16 protein-coding genes are annotated in these 17,251 nt (G+C 40.8%); 12 read left to right on the plus strand and 4 right to left on the minus strand.

Annotation, left to right across the window (positions count from 1 at the left end; translation table 11 throughout):
• Nucleotides 1-228: 228 nt before the first annotated feature.
• Together M028_RS0118300 and M028_RS0118305 are read left to right on the plus strand one after the other, a co-directional pair.
• Entirely contained in the window at nucleotides 229-1,668 is a 1,440-nt protein-coding gene (locus M028_RS0118300) for an amino acid permease (RefSeq protein WP_026575156.1), read from the plus strand.
• A gap of 91 nt (nucleotides 1,669-1,759) precedes the next feature.
• Complete coding sequence (locus M028_RS0118305; protein WP_026575157.1) at nucleotides 1,760-1,942, plus strand: hypothetical protein; 183 nt, start codon at nucleotides 1,760-1,762, stop codon at nucleotides 1,940-1,942.
• A 91-nt stretch (nucleotides 1,943-2,033) separates the two neighbouring features.
• On the opposite strand, the gene M028_RS0118310 is transcribed toward M028_RS0118305, so the two are convergent.
• Complete coding sequence (locus M028_RS0118310) at nucleotides 2,034-2,822, minus strand: TIGR00266 family protein (RefSeq protein WP_026575158.1); 789 nt, start codon at nucleotides 2,820-2,822, stop codon at nucleotides 2,034-2,036.
• A gap of 336 nt (nucleotides 2,823-3,158) precedes the next feature.
• Between M028_RS0118310 and M028_RS0118320 the strand changes: the two genes are divergently transcribed.
• The 5 genes from M028_RS0118320 (at nucleotide 3,159) to M028_RS0118340 (ending at nucleotide 10,410) form a co-directional block, all read left to right on the plus strand.
• Nucleotides 3,159-4,904, plus strand: a complete 1,746-nt coding sequence (locus M028_RS0118320; protein ID WP_026575160.1) for a SulP family inorganic anion transporter — start codon at nucleotides 3,159-3,161, stop codon at nucleotides 4,902-4,904.
• A 15-nt stretch (nucleotides 4,905-4,919) separates the two neighbouring features.
• The gene (locus M028_RS0118325) at nucleotides 4,920-5,276 is read left to right on the plus strand and encodes an ArsR/SmtB family transcription factor (RefSeq protein ID WP_026575161.1); all 357 of its coding nucleotides are present in this window, start codon (nucleotides 4,920-4,922) and stop codon (nucleotides 5,274-5,276) included.
• Between the two features lie 355 nt (nucleotides 5,277-5,631).
• On the plus strand, nucleotides 5,632-5,832 hold the full coding sequence (locus tag M028_RS0118330) for a cold-shock protein (protein WP_026575162.1): 201 nt from the start codon (nucleotides 5,632-5,634) through the stop codon (nucleotides 5,830-5,832).
• A gap of 298 nt (nucleotides 5,833-6,130) precedes the next feature.
• Nucleotides 6,131-7,276: an exonuclease SbcCD subunit D gene (locus M028_RS0118335; RefSeq protein WP_026575163.1), complete on the plus strand. Its 1,146-nt coding sequence runs from the start codon at nucleotides 6,131-6,133 to the stop codon at nucleotides 7,274-7,276.
• Nucleotides 7,273-10,410 (plus strand): AAA family ATPase, encoded by a 3,138-nt coding sequence (locus M028_RS0118340; RefSeq protein WP_026575164.1) that lies wholly within the window; start codon nucleotides 7,273-7,275, stop codon nucleotides 10,408-10,410. Before M028_RS0118335 ends, M028_RS0118340 begins: the two co-directional genes overlap by 4 nt.
• 59 nt (nucleotides 10,411-10,469) lie before the next feature.
• On the opposite strand, the gene M028_RS0118345 is transcribed toward M028_RS0118340, so the two are convergent.
• The 3 genes from M028_RS0118345 to M028_RS0118360 all read right to left on the minus strand — a co-directional run bounded on the left by M028_RS0118345 (nucleotide 10,470) and on the right by M028_RS0118360 (nucleotide 13,865).
• Nucleotides 10,470-12,125 (minus strand): FAD-binding dehydrogenase, encoded by a 1,656-nt coding sequence (locus M028_RS0118345; RefSeq protein ID WP_026575165.1) that lies wholly within the window; start codon nucleotides 12,123-12,125, stop codon nucleotides 10,470-10,472.
• A 275-nt stretch (nucleotides 12,126-12,400) separates the two neighbouring features.
• Nucleotides 12,401-12,922 (minus strand): GrpB family protein, encoded by a 522-nt coding sequence (locus M028_RS0118355; protein ID WP_026575166.1) that lies wholly within the window; start codon nucleotides 12,920-12,922, stop codon nucleotides 12,401-12,403.
• A 28-nt stretch (nucleotides 12,923-12,950) separates the two neighbouring features.
• Nucleotides 12,951-13,865: a DNA-3-methyladenine glycosylase family protein gene (locus tag M028_RS0118360; RefSeq protein ID WP_035424369.1), complete on the minus strand. Its 915-nt coding sequence runs from the start codon at nucleotides 13,863-13,865 to the stop codon at nucleotides 12,951-12,953.
• A gap of 137 nt (nucleotides 13,866-14,002) precedes the next feature.
• Between M028_RS0118360 and M028_RS0118365 the strand changes: the two genes are divergently transcribed.
• The 5 genes from M028_RS0118365 to M028_RS0118385 are packed head-to-tail and all read left to right on the plus strand — an operon-like array spanning nucleotide 14,003 to nucleotide 17,244.
• Nucleotides 14,003-14,590, plus strand: coding sequence for a bifunctional transcriptional activator/DNA repair enzyme AdaA (locus tag M028_RS0118365; protein WP_231510838.1), 588 nt, complete (start codon nucleotides 14,003-14,005; stop codon nucleotides 14,588-14,590).
• Nucleotides 14,574-15,107: a methylated-DNA--[protein]-cysteine S-methyltransferase gene (locus M028_RS0118370; RefSeq protein WP_026575169.1), complete on the plus strand. Its 534-nt coding sequence runs from the start codon at nucleotides 14,574-14,576 to the stop codon at nucleotides 15,105-15,107. Before M028_RS0118365 ends, M028_RS0118370 begins: the two co-directional genes overlap by 17 nt.
• Nucleotides 15,104-15,811 (plus strand): 2OG-Fe(II) oxygenase, encoded by a 708-nt coding sequence (locus M028_RS0118375; protein ID WP_026575170.1) that lies wholly within the window; start codon nucleotides 15,104-15,106, stop codon nucleotides 15,809-15,811. Before M028_RS0118370 ends, M028_RS0118375 begins: the two co-directional genes overlap by 4 nt.
• A complete protein-coding gene (locus M028_RS0118380) occupies nucleotides 15,798-16,622 on the plus strand; it encodes an SPL family radical SAM protein (RefSeq protein ID WP_026575171.1) in 825 nt (274 codons plus the stop codon). The genes M028_RS0118375 and M028_RS0118380 overlap by 14 nt, the downstream gene beginning before the upstream one ends.
• A 43-nt stretch (nucleotides 16,623-16,665) precedes the next feature.
• On the plus strand, nucleotides 16,666-17,244 hold the full coding sequence (locus M028_RS0118385) for a uracil-DNA glycosylase (protein ID WP_026575172.1): 579 nt from the start codon (nucleotides 16,666-16,668) through the stop codon (nucleotides 17,242-17,244).
• Nucleotides 17,245-17,251 lie beyond the last annotated feature (7 nt).

Below are 17,251 nucleotides of genomic sequence, written 5' to 3' on the forward strand. Positions count from 1 at the left end.
AAGTTCATAAATCAAACAATTATAGTTGGCATGAAAATTGCATGTTTAAAGGAGAAATAGTGATAAATTAACAAGAATTGGCTCTTGCTCATTTTTTCAAATTAGCTTATTCTACTCATTGCAAGCAGGAACATTGAAAGCGTTCCCTATTGCACGGAATTGTCACTATTTTCATTATTTTTACCATATTGTAAGCGAATTCACATCAGGGATGAAAGGAGAAATTCTATGAATTTTCCAGAAAACAACAATCACGAATTACAACGAACGATGAAGGCAAGACATATTTTCATGATCTCCCTAGGGGGAGTCATCGGTTCAGGTCTATTCCTTGGATCCGGGTATACCATTAGCCAGGCAGGACCAACCGGTGCGATCCTTTCCTATATCGTAGGCGGATTTATAATGTTCTTAACGATGCTCTGCCTTGGAGAACTATCGGTTGCCATGCCAGTTTCCGGTTCGTTTCAAACCTATACCACTAAATTTATTGGTCCTGGAACTGGGTTTGCACTTGGATGGTTGTATTGGCTAGGCTGGGCAGTAACAGTTGCTTTGGAATTACTATCTGCCGGTCAGATGATGCAAAGATGGTTTGCTGATACACCAGTATGGATTTGGAGTGCTGTTTTTGCAATCATTCTATTCGCTCTAAACGCACTTTCCGCACGTGCATTTGCTGAAGCTGAATTCTGGTTTGCGAGCATAAAAATTGCTGCCATTGTTTTATTTATTGTGTTAGGTGGAGCAGCGATGTTTGGATTAGTCCATATGAAGGGCGGAACACCTGCACCTTTCTTATCAAATTTCACTGCTCATGGACTTCTACCGCATGGTCTTACTGCTTTACTTATTACCATGATTACGGTTAACTTTTCATTCCAGGGCACCGAACTAATCGGGATTGCCGCAGGAGAAAGTGAAGAACCCGAGAAAACTATTCCGCAATCAATTAAACAAACAGTTTGGCGTACACTTTTCTTCTTTGTATTAGCGATTTTTGTTGTAGCAGGACTTATCCCAATGAATAAAGCAGGGGTAGTCGAAAGTCCATTTGTTGTTGTTTTTGATAGCATTGGTATCCCATATGCAGCAGACATTATGAATTTTGTTATTCTAACTGCATTATTATCAGTTGCAAACTCTGGCCTTTATGCAGCAACTCGGATGTTGTTTGCAATGTCAAAAGAGAAAATGACTAGCCCCGCTCTTACGAAAGTTTCTAAACGCGGTGTTCCAATTAACGCACTTGTCATAACGATGGTTATTGCATTATTATCTTTATTATCAGGATTTTTTGCTGAAGAAACTGTATTTTTATGGCTGCTTTCAGTAGCAGGCTTAGGTGCTCAAGTAGGCTGGATCTCTATCACAGCTTCACAAATTGCCTTTCGTAGAAAGTTTATTCGTGAGGGTGGTAAAGTGGAGGACCTAAAATTCAGAACGCCGCTTTTCCCACTTGTACCAATTGTTGGATTGACATTAAACATTATCGTTCTTGCAAGTTTAGCGTTTGATAAGGATCAACGCTTGGCGCTTTACCTGGGCGTTCCGTTTGTCATTGCCTGCTACTTAATTTATCATTTCAAAATTAAGAAGAATCGTGAGCAGGATGGAACAGGGGAGCAAGAACTTCAATTAAAAGAAAACAAAAAAATGGTTATATAAAATTACTCTAAAAACGCTTGGTTTCAAGCGTTTTTTGTATTTTTATCATAAATGAATGAAAAATATCAATACTAAGCTTGAGGTGATTTTGATGGGAAAATGGAATGAGCAGGCAGCACCTAATAATAATTTACCACCAAAGACCATTCGTTCATCTGAGATGTTTTTGGGGAACAAAGCAAATCATGAGTTTTCCGAAGAGCTATCAGATGGCGGTGAGAGGGATCAAAACATCCAAATCCTCGAAAATAGTCCAAAGAATCCGACCAGATAATGTTTATAAAAGTGAGGATCGAGAAAAAATCGTCACTTTTATTTTTAAACAGACTAAAAGCAGGGCCAAAGATACGGCCCTGCCTTCTCTATCAATCCCCATTAAACATATCAAAAATTCCTCTGGCAATGCTGCCTTCATCTTTAGCGCCGCCGCGGGAAGGGGCGGCTGCAAACACACGGCTGGCAAGCCGGCTGAACGGCAGTGATTGAACCCAAACAGAACCCGGTCCGCGCAATGTTGCAAAAAATAAACCTTCGCCGCCGAACATAGCGGTTTTAACTCCTTTTACAAATTCAATATCATATTGAACATTACTCGTCATCGCCACTAAGCAACCGGTATCTACCCGTAGGCTTTGACCCGGAAGCAGTTCTTTACGGACAATTGTTCCACCGGCATGAACAAATGCGAGTCCGTCGCCTTCAAGTTTCTGCATAATAAAACCTTCTCCGCCGAAGAAACCAACACCAATCTTTCGTTGGAATTCAATTCCCACCGAAACCCCCTTTGCCGCAGCTAAGAAAGCATCTTTTTGACATATAATTTTGCCGCCCAATTCGCTTAAATCCATCGGAATCACTTTTCCAGGATATGGTGCCGCAAAGGAAACATGCTTTTTCCCTACTCCTTGATTTGTAAAGGTAGTCATAAATAGGCTTTCACCAGTCAGCATCCGTTTTCCTGCACTGAACAATTTCCCCATAAGGCCGCCGCTTCCACCGCTTCCATCACCAAAGATTGTCTCCATATGTATGTCATCTTCCATCATCATAAAGCTTCCGGCTTCAGCAATGACCGTTTCTTGCGGATCCAATTCCACCTCAACAAACTGCATGTCATCCCCATAAATTTTATAATCAATTTCGTGGTTATTCATGTCTATCCCTCCACCTTTAAAATCAAACTTCCATCTTTATTGTAAAAGATTTAGGAAAAAAGTGCTAATAGAAGTTGGGAAAATTGAACAAAAAAAGACGCCTTTCAAAGAAGGCGTCTTCTCGCGTATTGAGGCGAAGAACCACACTCCACATAGTGTGTTCCAAGAAGGAATGTTCTTCGGCTTACACAACTCAGCTCATCGCTCTGTTATTATAGCATCTGCCAAAATAGAAAACAAGTGAAATTTTTTTGAAAAAAGTATTGCTAAAACCTTAGTATTATTCTATATTCAAATAATCAGATATATAAAAATAAGAAGATAAGAAGGGTTCGTATGTTGATAGACAAAAGATTCCACCATTATTCCTTACGCAGTGTACCAAAAGATCTCATTTCGGGATTAATTGTTGGCGTCATCGCGATTCCTTTAGGAATGGCGTTCGCCATCGCTTCAGGGGTGAAGCCGGAGTATGGAATCTATACGACGATTGTCGCAGGGATCCTTATCTCCTTATTGGGTGGTTCGAAGTATCAAATTGGCGGTCCAACCGGTGCATTTATTCCGATTCTTTTCGGAATCGTCATGACCTATGGCTATGAAAACCTGTTAATTGCTGGATTTTTAGCAGGGATTATAATGACATTGATGGGGATTTTTAAGCTTGGTTCGCTCATCAAATACATTCCGCGTCCAGTCACAATTGGTTTTACCACCGGGATTGCCGTAACAATTTTTACAGGGCAGGTGGCAAGCTTTTTAGGGCTTTCGGGGATCAAAAAACATGAAGAGTTTATTCTTAACCTAAAGGAAATCTTTGTTCATCTCGGTACGGCCAATTTTTACAGTATTTTAACAGCTGGGATTTGCCTGATCACGATTATATTGACTCCAAAGATCGCGCCAAGGGTACCTGGCCCGTTAATTGGGTTAGTCGTATCCACCCTTGCGGCAACATTTTTTTATCCTGGTCAAGTAGCGACAATTGGAACAGCCTATGGGGAAATCCCTAGTACATTGCCGCAAATTCAGATTCCACAATTAAGTGTGGAAATGATTGTAAAATTGTTAAAACCAGCCTTTGTCATTGCCATGCTTGGCGGGATTGAATCTCTATTATCTGCTGTTGTTGCGGATGGAATGACAAATAGCCGTCATAAAAGCAATAAGGAACTGATTGGGCAGGGAATAGCTAATATGATAACGCCATTATTTGGTGGAATTCCGGCAACCGGGGCATTAGCCCGTACAGCAACTAATATAAAAAATGGAGCAGTTTCACCGCTTTCCGGGATTATTCATGGGATTGTGGTTTTACTGGTGCTCTTATTTTTTGCCCCCCATGCATCCTATATCCCGCTTGCGAGTATGGCGCCGATTTTGATGGTGGTTGCCTGGAACATGAGTGAAAGAAAAGTGTTTTCCCATATATTTAAAACAAAATCGATGGATTCTTTAACCTTGCTCGTTACTTTTCTGTTAACGGTTTTTGTCAATTTGACAACTGCGGTGGAAGTAGGTCTAGTAATGTCAGCGCTTATCTTTGTGAAGCGGATGAGTGATGTAACAGTTACGGCAAAGGCTTTGCCGAACCGCAAGCATAAGCATGAAAAAGTGGATACGAATATGGTGACGGATACACATGATTGTCCGCAAATTAGTATTTTTAATGTAGAGGGGCCCTTGTTTTTCGGGGCAGTTCAAACCTTTGAAAAAACGATCATGAGTACGATTAACTACCGGCCAGGAATCCTTTTATTGCGAATGGGACGGGTTCCATTTATGGACACAACGGGTGAGGCGATTTTAGCCAGTATTGTCCGTCATTTTTCAAAAAGTGGTATAGTTATCATATCAGGCCTGAATGCACAGCCGGAAAGGGTTCTGCAGAAGACCGGCCTCTATCAAATGATTGGTAAGGATCATTTCTTTGAGCATACGGGTGAAGCGATTCAGTACGCCCTCGATCAGATTAACAAAAACAAATGTTTAGGCTGTAAACATTTTGCCTTTAGGGAGTGTAGTAAGTTATCTGCTTCTGGGGCTGTAGAAGGTAGGAAAAAGTTATCGGCTACCTTCTAGAAAGGAGTGGAAAATTTGAATTTAGAAATGCAGCAATTTAAAGCGGAGTTTTTCAAGGCTCTTGCCCACCCATTACGAATCCGCATTTTAGAACTTCTTGCTGAAGGGGATAAAAATGTTAATGAAATTCAAACCTTGGTTGGCAGTGAAGGATCCGCTGTTTCCCAGCAGTTGCAGGTTTTAAGGGCAAAAAATATTGTCTCAGGGACAAAAGAAGGAAATAAAGTGATTTATACCCTAAAGGATCCTATGATTATTGAATTATTAGCTGTAGCACGTCAAATCTTTAATAATCACCTTGTTGATACCATCTCTATATTAGATAAATTTAAAGATGGAGAAGAAGAGTTGACGCTCACGCCGAAGAATTAATTTCTTCGGCGTTTTTCTATTTATAGACCAAATATTATTCGACAATTTCCTTCTCTTTTATTATCATGACCCTGTCCTTTTAGAAGATTTAATGAGGTAATAACCAATGGCAAAGGCAGGATTGACTGCGATGGATGTAGGATATTGTAGATTTGTGTCAACCGTTCCTTTCTTGACAATATGCCTAATAAATGTTAAATTTTAATCAGCCGTTGCACGAGATTAGATTTATGCAAAAGCTTGTTCAAAGTTTTTACCGAAGTTTGGATAAGAAAGTGAAAGTAAAGCTATCACGTTGTAATTTGGTGAATTTTACACATGGTTTCTATGGAGGCCAATAGGAGGATTTTTTTACATGAAAAACGGTAAAGTAAAATGGTTTAACTCTGAAAAAGGTTTCGGATTCATCGAAGCTGAAGACGGAAACGACGTATTCGTTCACTATTCTGCAATCCAATCTGAAGGTTTCAAAACTTTAGAAGAAGGTCAAGAAGTATCTTTCGAAGTAGTTGAAGGAGCTCGTGGACCACAAGCTGCTAACGTAACTAAAAAGTAATTTAACGAAACCAATTCCAACAGTCCGATAGATTATCGGGCTGTTTTTTATTTTTGGTGAATGTTTTGGGTTTTATTAAAATACTATCCAGTTTGGGTGGTTTATTTCCAGTTTGGTAAAATACTTTCTATTTAATACACTTTATTTTCCAGTTTAGCCAAAATACTTTCCACTCCCTCTCATCCACCATAACAAGCCATCCACAAAACCTTCATTTCCTTCTTAGATTTCCCAAACTATTACATATGGTATTTTGCTATAATAGTAGTATTGAAATCTAGCTAACGGGGTGAAAAGAATGAAGTTTATCCATACAGCCGACTGGCATTTAGGGAAATTGGTGCATGGCGTCTATATGACCGAGAATCAGCGCGAAATTCTTGACCAGTTTGTGCAAGTTGTTGCTGAAGAACAGCCGGATGCCGTCGTAATTGCCGGAGATTTATATGACCGGTCCGTCCCGCCAACAGATGCCGTCGAATTATTAGATGAAATCCTTTTTAAAATCAATGTCGAACTGAAAACGCCGATTGTCTCAATTGCCGGAAATCATGACAGTGCAGAGCGGCTCTCATTTGGAAGCTCATGGTACAAGCATAGTCAATTTTATTTAACAGGAAAATTAACCAATACGTTTACACCAATTCAAGTGAATGGTGTTAATTTTTATCTCGTTCCTTATGCAGAACCTGGTGTTGTCCGTCAGCTTCTGGAGGATGATTCAATCCATTCCCACCATGATGCTATGAAGGCACTCGTCGGTAAAATGGAAGAAACGTTAAATCCAAACGAACCGAACGTTTTGGTCGGACATGCCTTTGTGTTGGGTGGGAAGACCTCGGACTCTGAACGAGTTTTATCTGTCGGCGGTTCCGGTTGTGTCGGTGCGGAACTATTTGAACCCTTTTCCTATACCGCACTTGGTCATCTTCATAGTCCTGATGCGATTAACCATCAAAAGGTGAAATACTCGGGCTCACTTCTAAAATATTCTTTTTCTGAAGCGAAACAAAATAAATCTATTTCCATTATTGAAATGGATGACAAAGGTCAGTTTACACATCGTTACCGTTCTTTAACCCCTACACATGATATGCGGGAACTTGAAGGACATCTGGACGAATTATTAGACCCTTCATTTTACGAAAAACAACGTGTCCATGATTATTTGAAAATATCGTTATTGGATGAAGGGGCATTAATCGATCCGATTAATAAATTGCGCCAGGTATACCCAAATGTACTGCATCTTGAACGGAAAATCGATTTATCGGATATGAAGAAAAAACAATCCTATAATGCGGCACAAGGGGATAAAAAATCAGAGATTGAGTTATTTGAACAATTTTATAATGAAATGACTTCTGCTGAATTTACCAATAACAAAAAAGAGGTTATGTCTGAAGTGATTGAAAAAGTTTTGAAGGAGGAGAGAGCGAAATGAAGCCAATAAAACTTACGATGCAGGCCTTTGGGCCATATGCGGGTTCTGAGTCGATTGACTTTAGGGAGCTTGGCAATCGAACGATGTTTGTCATTTCAGGAAAAACAGGTTCGGGTAAAACAACCATTTTCGATGCTCTCAGCTATGCGATCTATGGAAAAGCAAGCGGTGAAGACCGCAATGGACCGGAACTTCGCAGTCAGTTTGCAGCGGATGACTTATTGACCGAGGTTTCACTTGATTTTTCTCTTCGAAACAAACGATATTCGATTACACGCTCGCCGCAGCAATTAAAAAAGAAGGAAAAAGGTGATGGCTATACACAAATAGGTGCAAAAGCGGAGTTATTCATTGTAGATGAAACAGGTGAGAAAAAGCTGATTGCGTCTAAAGTCAGTGATGTTGAGGAAAAGATTAAAGAAATCATGCTGATTGACAGCAATCAATTTCGCCAGATTTTGATGATCCCCCAAGGTGAATTCCGAAAACTGTTAACTTCAGATAGTAAAGATAAAGAAGTCATTTTACAGCGGCTTTTCCATACACAGATCTATAAATTGGTGGAGGAAAAACTTAAGAATGAAGCGGTTGAGCTGAAAAAATCCGTTGAGGATCAGATCAAAACGAGAAATGAAGCTATTCACCGAATTCAAGCTGTAACCAATGAAGAGCTCCGGGAATACGTGGAAGCGGGAAGTGAGAATGATGCGATCATCTTGCCGTTATTATTGCAGGAAATTGCCGGAATGGCGGAAGAACTTGAAAAATTGGAACAAGCAGTGAAGGAAAAAACACAGGAACAAGATGGGCGGAAGGCACAGCTTTTTGAGGCAGAAGCGATTCTCAAACAACTTGAAACTAAGAAGCAGCTGCTAATTCGAAAAAACGAGCTGGAAGCAAAAGGAGATATTTTTGCGGGTAAAGAAAAACAAGTTGAAAGAGCGCGGAAGGCTGCACTTTTAGCAAAGCAGGAGGAGCTTTGTCATCGTTTAAAGCGGCAGATGGATGAAGCGAAAGATTCGGTTACAGCTATTCAAACCGAAATTGAAAAATTATTGACCCTTAGCCAACAAAGTGAACTTAAGGTTCAAGCCGAACTCGAGCGGGAAGGGGAGCGTCAGGCTGCCCAGGAAGAAATCAATCGTCTTGTTCACATGAAAGAGGATGTTTATTCCTTTGCAACACTCGATAAAGAGAAAAGACATGTTGAGAGTCAGCTGAAACTGAAGCTGGAAGAGCAAGAAAAAGCAGATAAGAAATTAGCGCAACTAGAAGAACAGTTCAAGTCTCTTTCTCAGCAAAAAGCGGAAATTGAAAAGGGTCAGATTGCCTTTGCCGAAAATAAAGGTGAACTGGATCGGCTTCAGTCAGAGATTGAACGCCTCATGAAATATGAAACAACACTTGTATTACATCAAAAAGCAGAAAATAATTTGAAGGTTGTAAAAGGGCGCTATGAAAACACATCTGCTCGTTATTTAGATGCAAAGACTCATCTTGAAACCTTAGAGAATAAATGGATTCATGGGCAAGCTGCACTTTTGGCAGCGAAGCTTCATGAGGGAGAAGCCTGTCCAGTTTGTGGTTCCGAACATCATCCATCCCCGGCACCTTTTCATGAAGATTCCATTCCTAATGAACAAGATTTAAAGGCAGCTAAGAATCAGGTAACTTTATTGGAAAAAGAAAAATCAAAGGACGAATCCAGTTACTACGAACGCCTCTCAGAAGAAAAAAGGCAACGGGAAGCATTGGATGAAATTCTCAAGGATATACACTTTTACCGGACCGATTTTACAGAGAATGATTTGAATGTTGTGAAATCGGAGGTTACATTTGAAAAAGAGCGCTTGGATCGGGTTCAGAGAAACCTTGGTGAACAAATCAAACTCCTTGGACAGGTGCAAGAGAATTTGGAGAAAGCGGAAACGGGAAAAACAGCCATACAGAATGCTCTTCAACAACTTGCCAATGAGGTTATGGATTTAAGGGTACGTTTTACCGCAAAGAATACTGATTTGACACGAATGATGAAAAGTATTCCAGAAACCCTTCGAACGGAAGCTGAGTATGAAAAGGCACTTACTGGGGCCAAGAAACTTCATGAGTCATTACTTCAACAGTTCGAGGCTGCTAAACAACAATTACAAGCAGTAAAAGAACGTCATTCCGCTGAATCTGCAAGATTAGTAGATGCTGAGAAAATTCTCACTGCTAAAGCGGCTGAACTTGATATAGAACGTGCAGCATTCTTAAATCAGTTATCAGTGCAAGGTTTTGAAAAATGGGGAGATTATAGCGCAGCGAAACTATCAGATGGAGAAATCCAAACTATTGAAATGGAAATCCGCCGTTACCGCGAGGATGTAAGATCCGTTACCGACCAATTCGAACAGTTACAGGGGTTATTGAAGGATGTTAAAACACCTGATGTTGCCGCTATAAGGGAGGACCTGGAAAAATTAGTCAATAAGGTAGACCAATTGAATCATGAGCGTACCGATTTTATTATGAAAAAGCGTGATAACGAAGAAATATATCAACGTATTGTCGGTTTGAATGAACAAATGAAGGTACTGGAAGAAAGGCATAAGCTGATTGGTCATCTTGCCGATATCTCCAGCGGAAAAAATACTTTCCGGATTACCTTTGAACGCTTTGTGCTTGCCGCCTTCTTAGATGATATTTTGAGAGAGGCGAATGTTCGTTTACGTAGGATGACATCTGGACGGTTCCATCTTAGTCGGAAAACGGATCGTTCGAAAGGGAATGTTCAAAGTGGCTTAGAGCTTTTAGTCTTTGACCAATATACAGGCCAAGAGCGTCATGTAAAAACATTATCTGGCGGGGAAAGCTTTAAGGCTGCACTTTCATTAGCATTGGGACTTGCGGATGTCGTTCAAAACTATGCTGGCGGCGTTTCGTTGGAAACGATGTTTATTGATGAAGGGTTCGGAACTCTCGACCCTGAATCGCTCGATCAGGCAATTGAAGCGTTGATCGATATCCAAAGCAGCGGCCGTTTGGTTGGAATCATCTCCCATGTCCCTGAGCTAAAAGAACGGATTGATGCCAGACTAGAGGTAATCGCCGGTCAGACAGGAAGCAGGACTGAGTTTGTGTTTACTAATTAGAAGAAAATGAATAGAAAAAAAGCAGCTGGGTTCAAGTGTGAATTCAGCTGCTTTGGCATCTATTTTAATTCTTTTGCCAGTGCACGCCCCGCCTGCCTTCCTGTAAAAAGACATCCGCCGACAAAGGTCCCTTCCAACGAACGATACCCATGAATACCGCCGCCGCCAAACCCGGAAACTTCACCCGCAGCAAAAAGACCTGGGATGGGATTCCCTGATGCATTAAGAACACGGCCAGATAAATCCGTTTGCAAGCCACCAAGCGTTTTACGGCTCATTATATTAAGTCGGACTGCAATTAACGGCCCCATTTTCGGATCAAGGATTTTGTGAGGAGATGCAACTCGAATTAGCTTATCTCCAAGATAGTTACGGGCACCGCGTAAAGCAGTTATTTGCAAATCCTTTGTAAACGTATTATCCATTTCACGGTCTCTGGCTAGAATCTGTCTTTCAATTTCTTCATATTTAAGCAAATTCGTTCCCGTAAGTTTGTTCATTTTGATAACCAGTTCAGGCAATGTATTTGACACCACAAAATCTTCACCCTTATCCATGAACGCTTTGACAGGTGGAGTAGGGCCTGGAAGGACACGGGATAAAACTTTTTTGATACTCTTTTCAGTCAAGTCAGGATTTTGTTCAGAGCCAGATAATGCAAACTCTTTTTCAATGATTTTCTGAGTCAAAATAAACCATGAGTAATCATAGCCTGTTTTCATAATGGCTTCCAGGGTTCCTAATGTGTCGAATCCAGGGAAGTTTGGTGCCGGAAAACGCCTGCCGGTTGCATCAAGCCAAATGGAGGAAGGGCCGGGTAGAATACGAATTCCATGCATTGGCCAAACTGAATTCCAGTTTTTTATGCCTTCTGTATAATGCCACATCCGGTCTGGATTGACAATTCTTCCTCCGGCTTTTTCTGTGATTGAAAGCATCCGCCCATCCACATGTTCCGGAACACCATAAATCATGTTTTTTGGTGGATTTCCAAGCCGGGAAGGCCAATTTTTGCGAATCAGCTCATGGTTGCCGCCAATACCACCGCTCGTTACTACAACAGCTTGTGATTCAAACTCAAAATTCCCAACAACCTCACGAGAGCTTGCTACACCACGGGCGACAGAGCTAGGAACAAGGGTATCACCACGAACTCCAGTCACTGTACCATTTTCGGTGATTAATTCATTAACGCGGTGTCGCGGACGGTAGTCGACAAGTCCATTCTTCATCGCTTTCCGAACTCGTTCTTCAAAAGGTTTTACTAACCCTGGACCCGTTCCCCAGACAATATGAAATCGCGGCACAGAGTTTCCATGTCCCTCGGCAAGATATCCTCCTCGTTCCGCCCAGCCAACTACTGGAAAAAATCGGACTCCCATATCGTAAAGCCATTGACGTTTTTCCCCAGCTGCAAAATCAACATAGGCCTCGGCCCATTTCCTCCCCCAATAATCTTCATCCTCTAAGCGGTCATATCCAGCTGCTCCTAACCAATCCTGCCAGGCAAGCTCGCGGGAATCCTTGATTCCCATTCTTCGTTGTTCGGGTGAATTAACTAGAAATAACCCGCCAAACGACCACCAGGCCTGACCACCAAGAGATGCTTCAGGTTCCTGATCTAATAAGAGTACTTTTTTACCAGCAGATGTAAGTTCGGCTGTAGTAACTAAACCAGCGAGACCGGCACCTACTACAATTACATCATATCTCATAGCTTTCCCACTTTCGATTTAGTTTGACTAAACATTATTTACCAAATATTATGTATAGTTAGAATATACCATTTTATTACTTTTAAAAAGAGGAGAGTTTATATGTTTATCGTAAATGTTGAAGCCGCAATACAAAGAGATGATAAGTGGTTTGTTTTAGAAGAAGTGAGGGGGATGTTCATTTTATTGCTGAATATATAATTCTATATAGAAAAAAGGGACAACACAAAAATGGCTTTGAGTCGATTATGCAATTTTTGTGTTGATGCTTAAGTTTAATCGCAATGTGATTTTTCCGAAAACCACCGGAGTGCTTGCTGTTCCATTTCCTTCATGAATCCCCTTTTGGCCGCGCTATACTCTCTGGTATGCTCGAAACGTTGGGCCAACTCTTCTTTGAAACGACTGTATTTGGCTGCTTCTTCATGATGAGACCTCAGGTAATCGCGAAAAATTAAATGTCGTTCAATTTGAGGGTTTTCGAATTGGTAAAAGTGGATATGATGCGTCCTGTTCTCCCCGCCTTTTCGGAATAATCTCCTCCCTGAAATTCCCCATTCCCCAGCAACATCATAACCTAAAGAATCCATTTTATCGTTGAATAAATCAATTTTTTCAATATCCTTTACAATACACATCATATCGATCACAGGTTTTGCCTTCATGCCTTGCACGGAGGTGCTTCCAAAATGTTCAAATGTAATGATCTGATCCAAAAAAATAGTTTTTAGCAATTCAGCCTCCGATTGAAACATTTCTACCCAGTTTTCACTAAAGTCTGAAAGTCGAATTTTCATCTGGTTTCCCCCTTTTGTGATCCTATCTTTAATATAGAACCCTCCATAAATAGAAAGTTGCATAGGCCTCCCAGCCGCCCCAGTTCGCAGCTATATGTGAAATTTCATCTTTTGTTGGTTTTTTATCCGTTCCCAATATATGTTTAATCGCATTATGCAGTCCGACATCATCAATTGGAAAAGCCTCAGGAAACCGTAAACAGCGCATCAGGACATAATTGGCCGTCCATGGCCCAATCCCGCGAATGCTAACTAACATTTTTTCCGCTCCTTTTAAATTTCCAGCCTCCAATAAAATTTCTTTTGTTAATTTTCCCTTTACCATTAAATTGGCTACTTCCATCAAATACTCGCATTTCTTAACGGTCATTCTTAACGCAACTAAATCCTCTACATGTAAATCGGCAATATCGGAAGGTTTAGGGAATATCCAATAGGATTCACCCTCAAATTCCACACACTGCCCAAATTTTTCAACGAGTCGCCTTTTTAAAGTATAAGCAAAAGTCAAATTAATTTGCTGGCCAAGGATGCCCCAGCAAAGCGCCTCAAAAAGATCAGGAATCCCCATAATCCGTAATCCATAAAACGAATCGACTGTTCCTTTTAACAAGGAATCTTTTTTTGCCATTCCATAAAACGGTACCAAATCTCTCTCCAAATCAAACCACTCCCACACATAGTAGGCTACAGCCGTTCGGGTCAATTTACTTGGAGGGGATGAATTTCCCAAAAAACGGATAACTAAATTATCTTCTGAATCGGCATGTATTTCAATAATGGGAATCTCCTGTCCAACCGATATAGCCTTATAGATCCGTTCGTCCTTTATCATATACATACATTCAATCGAGGATCGCGTTAAGTAATTTAGATTTTCTTTAAAATTAAATTCCTTTGGAGTAAACAAGGTTAGTTCATTCTCATGGTCTTGCCAATTAATCAAAGTAAAACCTCCTATTTTTAAATAGTCCCTATTCTATTTTTAACATAAAAATGATTTCGATATCTTGCTATTACATATTAAAATCTGTAAATTTGTCTCTCAGAGAAGGTATACTATTTTCAGAGGTGATGGAAATGAAAATTGGGAAAGGAACTGAAGAACTGACTGAAGAAAAATGGCAGGCGATTCTACTTAATGATGCCAATTACAATCAGCAATTTTTCTATGCAGTGAAGAGTACGGGTATTTTTTGCAAGCCATCGTGCAAATCAAGACCGCCGAAAAAGGAAAATGTCCTTATTTTTATATATGCGGAGGAGGCCCTGACCGCTCATTTCCGTCCGTGTAAACGCTGTAAACCAACTGGTGACCGGCTTCCTGATCAGGAATGGGTTGTCCAGATAAAAAACTATATTGATCAAAATTACACTGATAAACTGACACTGGAAATATTGGCTGATGTTTGTCATGGCAGTCCCTACCATTTGCACCGTACATTTAAGAGAATAACAGGAGTCACCCCAGTAGAGTACATTCAGCAAACAAGGATAAATAAAGCCAGAAACTATCTAATCCAGTCAAAAAAAACAATTGCCGAAATTGCCTTATTGGTTGGGTTACCGAATACACCATATTTTATAACATTGTTTAAAAAGAAAAACGGGCTAACTCCTGTTGAATATCGGAATAAGGAGGTGGGAAAAAGTGAGTTCAAAGAGTAAACCGACAATTTATTGGACATTAATGGAGGATAATGGATGGACCCTCTATATAGCAGCAACCCAAAAAGGGCTTTGTTTTGTAGGTTCAAAAAATCAACCGTTTGAAGAGCTATCCACTTGGGCGGATAAACGATATCCCGGCAGCACGTTTATCCGCGATGATGAAAAATTACACCCATATGTAGTGGAAATAACGGAGTATTTGCATGGATACCGTAAAGAATTTACTGTACCAATGGATTATCATGGAACACCATTTCAGGTCACTGTCTGGAAAGCCCTTTGTGACATTCCCTTTGGGGAAACTAGGACCTATTCAGATATTGCAAAACATATCCAAAAACCAGCTGCAGTTAGAGCTGTGGGTACCGCAATTGGCGCTAATCCGGTGCTGATTACCGTTCCATGTCATCGAGTCATTGGAAAAAATGGTTCACTAACCGGGTACCGTGGTGGATTGGAAATGAAAAAACATCTGCTTACGATTGAACGAGAGGGCAGGGAAAAAATAAAATGAGTATCAAAAATCGAATTTTGGGATTAAATTGGGGAAATATTCAAACTGAACTGGAGGAGAATGGTTACGCACACCTGCCTGTGATACTGGAAAAAGATGAATGTAATGACATAGTGAATACCTATTATCAAGAAAACTGTTTTCGCAGCACAATTAATATGGCCAGATACAAGTTCGGAGTTGGGGAGTATAAATATTATCAAGCCCCATTGCCGGACCAACTCCAACAACTTAGAGAAGGTTTTTACCCGGAACTTGCCAAAACAGCAAACCGCTGGAATGAACACCTAAGGCGTGATGCTAATTATCCTCCGTCACTTGACAACTTTCTTGAAAAATGTCACCAACAGGGTCAGCTTCGCTCCACACCATTGATATTAAAATATGAATCCGGTGGTTACAACTGTCTTCATCAGGATTTATACGGTGATGTCTTTTTTCCTTTCCAAGTCGTATTTGCCTTGAATCAAAAAGAGTTAGATTATACTGGCGGAGAGTTTCTGTTAGTGGAGCAGCGTCCGAGAGCGCAAAGCCGAGGCCATGTTATAACCTTCGAACAAGGTGCGGGACTAATTTTTCCAACAAACTACCGACCTGTATTGGGAACAAAGGGGTATTATCGAACAACCTTAAAGCACGGAGTCAGTACAATTATATCGGGAACAAGATATACATTGGGGATTATTTTTCATGACGCGAAGTGAGCTTTCTTTTAAAAATCCGAAAACGCTGTTAAACAAGGGGACGGGGTATCTTAGTGGATATACGCATTCCCTGAATCCATATACAGGCTGTTCCTTTGCATGTTCCTATTGTTATGTCCGGCAAATGCCGGTTTCGCTTTTTCGAAAAAAAGAATGGGGTACATGGGTGGATATCAAGCAGGGTGCTGCCGATTTACTTCTTAAAGAACTAAGAAGAGAAAAGGGTAAAGGAAGGGTTACGATCTTCATGTCCTCGGCCACTGACCCCTATCAGCCGATTGAGTATAAGGAAAAAATAACGAGATCCTTACTGGAAGTCCTAGCCTATGAACCGCCTGAATTTTTACTGGTGCAAACAAGGAGTCCGCTTGTTTGCAGAGATATAGACCTTCTACTTCAATTAGAAGACAGAGTACGGGTCAGTATGACGATTGAAACAGATTTAGAAGAGATTCGTAAACATTTTACACCTTATGCTCCGCCGATTAGTGCAAGATTAAAAACACTTGCGCAACTAAAAGATGCAGGGGTTCCAATACAGGCAACAATTGCACCGGTTTTACCAAGCAGTGAAGGGTTTCCAGAAAAATTAAAATCATTAGTCAATCGGGTTTGTATCGATGATTTTTTTATGGGAGACGGCAGCGGAGGAAAACGGACGAAGCGGCTGGGGATTGAGCAGATTTATGAGAATTTGGGTTTAACAGAATGGTACGGACCAGCAGCATTTCGGTTGGTATATGAAAGGTTAAAGCCACTATTTTCTGAAGATCAGATTTTAATCAGTCAGAAAGGTTTTGAACCATACTGAAAATGGGACACTATGATGTACTACATATTATGGAGGGAACCTAATGACAGATTTCTGTCCATCACTCTGGCCGGAGGAACCAACTCCTGAACATCTAAAGGATTGCGGAGAATGCGGACTTATACAGCATGGTACCCGAATGGTCTGGGGAGAAGGGAATCCTGATGCTCCGATTATGGTCATTCTCGATAACCCGGGAGCCCGCGAGGATCGGGAAGGAACACCCTTTGTTTGCGGGACAAGGCAAGCATTACAAGCGGCAGTGCATCAGGTTGGCTTGGACAAAGATGACTTGTATATTACGTATATTTTAAAAAGAAAACCAGTACGTGCTTATGATAAAGAACAAACTCGCGAAGTCTGTATGGGTCACTTAAAAAAGCAGCTCCAAGTAAAACAACCTTCTTTTATTGTGTGTTTAGGAAATGTTGCAGTTCAATCTTTTTTTCAAGATCCTGAAGTAGATGTAAAAAGCTTACGGGGCAAGATGCATCAAGTTGAAGGATTTCAAACAGCCGTAGGGTACCATCCGTTAGCAGTAAGACGCCGCCCAAACCTTTGGACCATGTTTATTGAGGATTGGACTTTTATCGCTGACCAGTATCGAAGAATTGAGTTGTGAATATTTT

The sequence above is a fragment of the Bacillus sp. UNC438CL73TsuS30 genome (genome assembly GCF_000482325.1).
Classification (GTDB): domain Bacteria; phylum Bacillota; class Bacilli; order Bacillales; family Cytobacillaceae; genus Neobacillus.

What these genes read in the sequence shown, in the direction of transcription:
- M028_RS0118300 (WP_026575156.1), top strand. Translation starts at nt 229, where the DNA reads ATGAATTTTCCAGAAAACAACAATCACGAATTACAACGAACGATGAAG.
- M028_RS0118305 (WP_026575157.1), top strand. Translation starts at nt 1,760, where the DNA reads ATGGGAAAATGGAATGAGCAGGCAGCACCTAATAATAATTTACCACCA.
- M028_RS0118310 (WP_026575158.1), bottom strand. Translation starts at nt 2,822, where the DNA reads ATGAATAACCACGAAATTGATTATAAAATTTATGGGGATGACATGCAG.
- M028_RS0118320 (WP_026575160.1), top strand. Translation starts at nt 3,159, where the DNA reads ATGTTGATAGACAAAAGATTCCACCATTATTCCTTACGCAGTGTACCA.
- M028_RS0118330 (WP_026575162.1), top strand. Translation starts at nt 5,632, where the DNA reads ATGAAAAACGGTAAAGTAAAATGGTTTAACTCTGAAAAAGGTTTCGGA.
- M028_RS0118335 (WP_026575163.1), top strand. Translation starts at nt 6,131, where the DNA reads ATGAAGTTTATCCATACAGCCGACTGGCATTTAGGGAAATTGGTGCAT.
- M028_RS0118340 (WP_026575164.1), top strand. Translation starts at nt 7,273, where the DNA reads ATGAAGCCAATAAAACTTACGATGCAGGCCTTTGGGCCATATGCGGGT.
- M028_RS0118345 (WP_026575165.1), bottom strand. Translation starts at nt 12,125, where the DNA reads ATGAGATATGATGTAATTGTAGTAGGTGCCGGTCTCGCTGGTTTAGTT.
- M028_RS0118355 (WP_026575166.1), bottom strand. Translation starts at nt 12,922, where the DNA reads ATGAAAATTCGACTTTCAGACTTTAGTGAAAACTGGGTAGAAATGTTT.
- M028_RS0118365 (WP_231510838.1), top strand. Translation starts at nt 14,003, where the DNA reads ATGAAAATTGGGAAAGGAACTGAAGAACTGACTGAAGAAAAATGGCAG.
- M028_RS0118375 (WP_026575170.1), top strand. Translation starts at nt 15,104, where the DNA reads ATGAGTATCAAAAATCGAATTTTGGGATTAAATTGGGGAAATATTCAA.
- M028_RS0118380 (WP_026575171.1), top strand. Translation starts at nt 15,798, where the DNA reads ATGACGCGAAGTGAGCTTTCTTTTAAAAATCCGAAAACGCTGTTAAAC.
- M028_RS0118385 (WP_026575172.1), top strand. Translation starts at nt 16,666, where the DNA reads ATGACAGATTTCTGTCCATCACTCTGGCCGGAGGAACCAACTCCTGAA.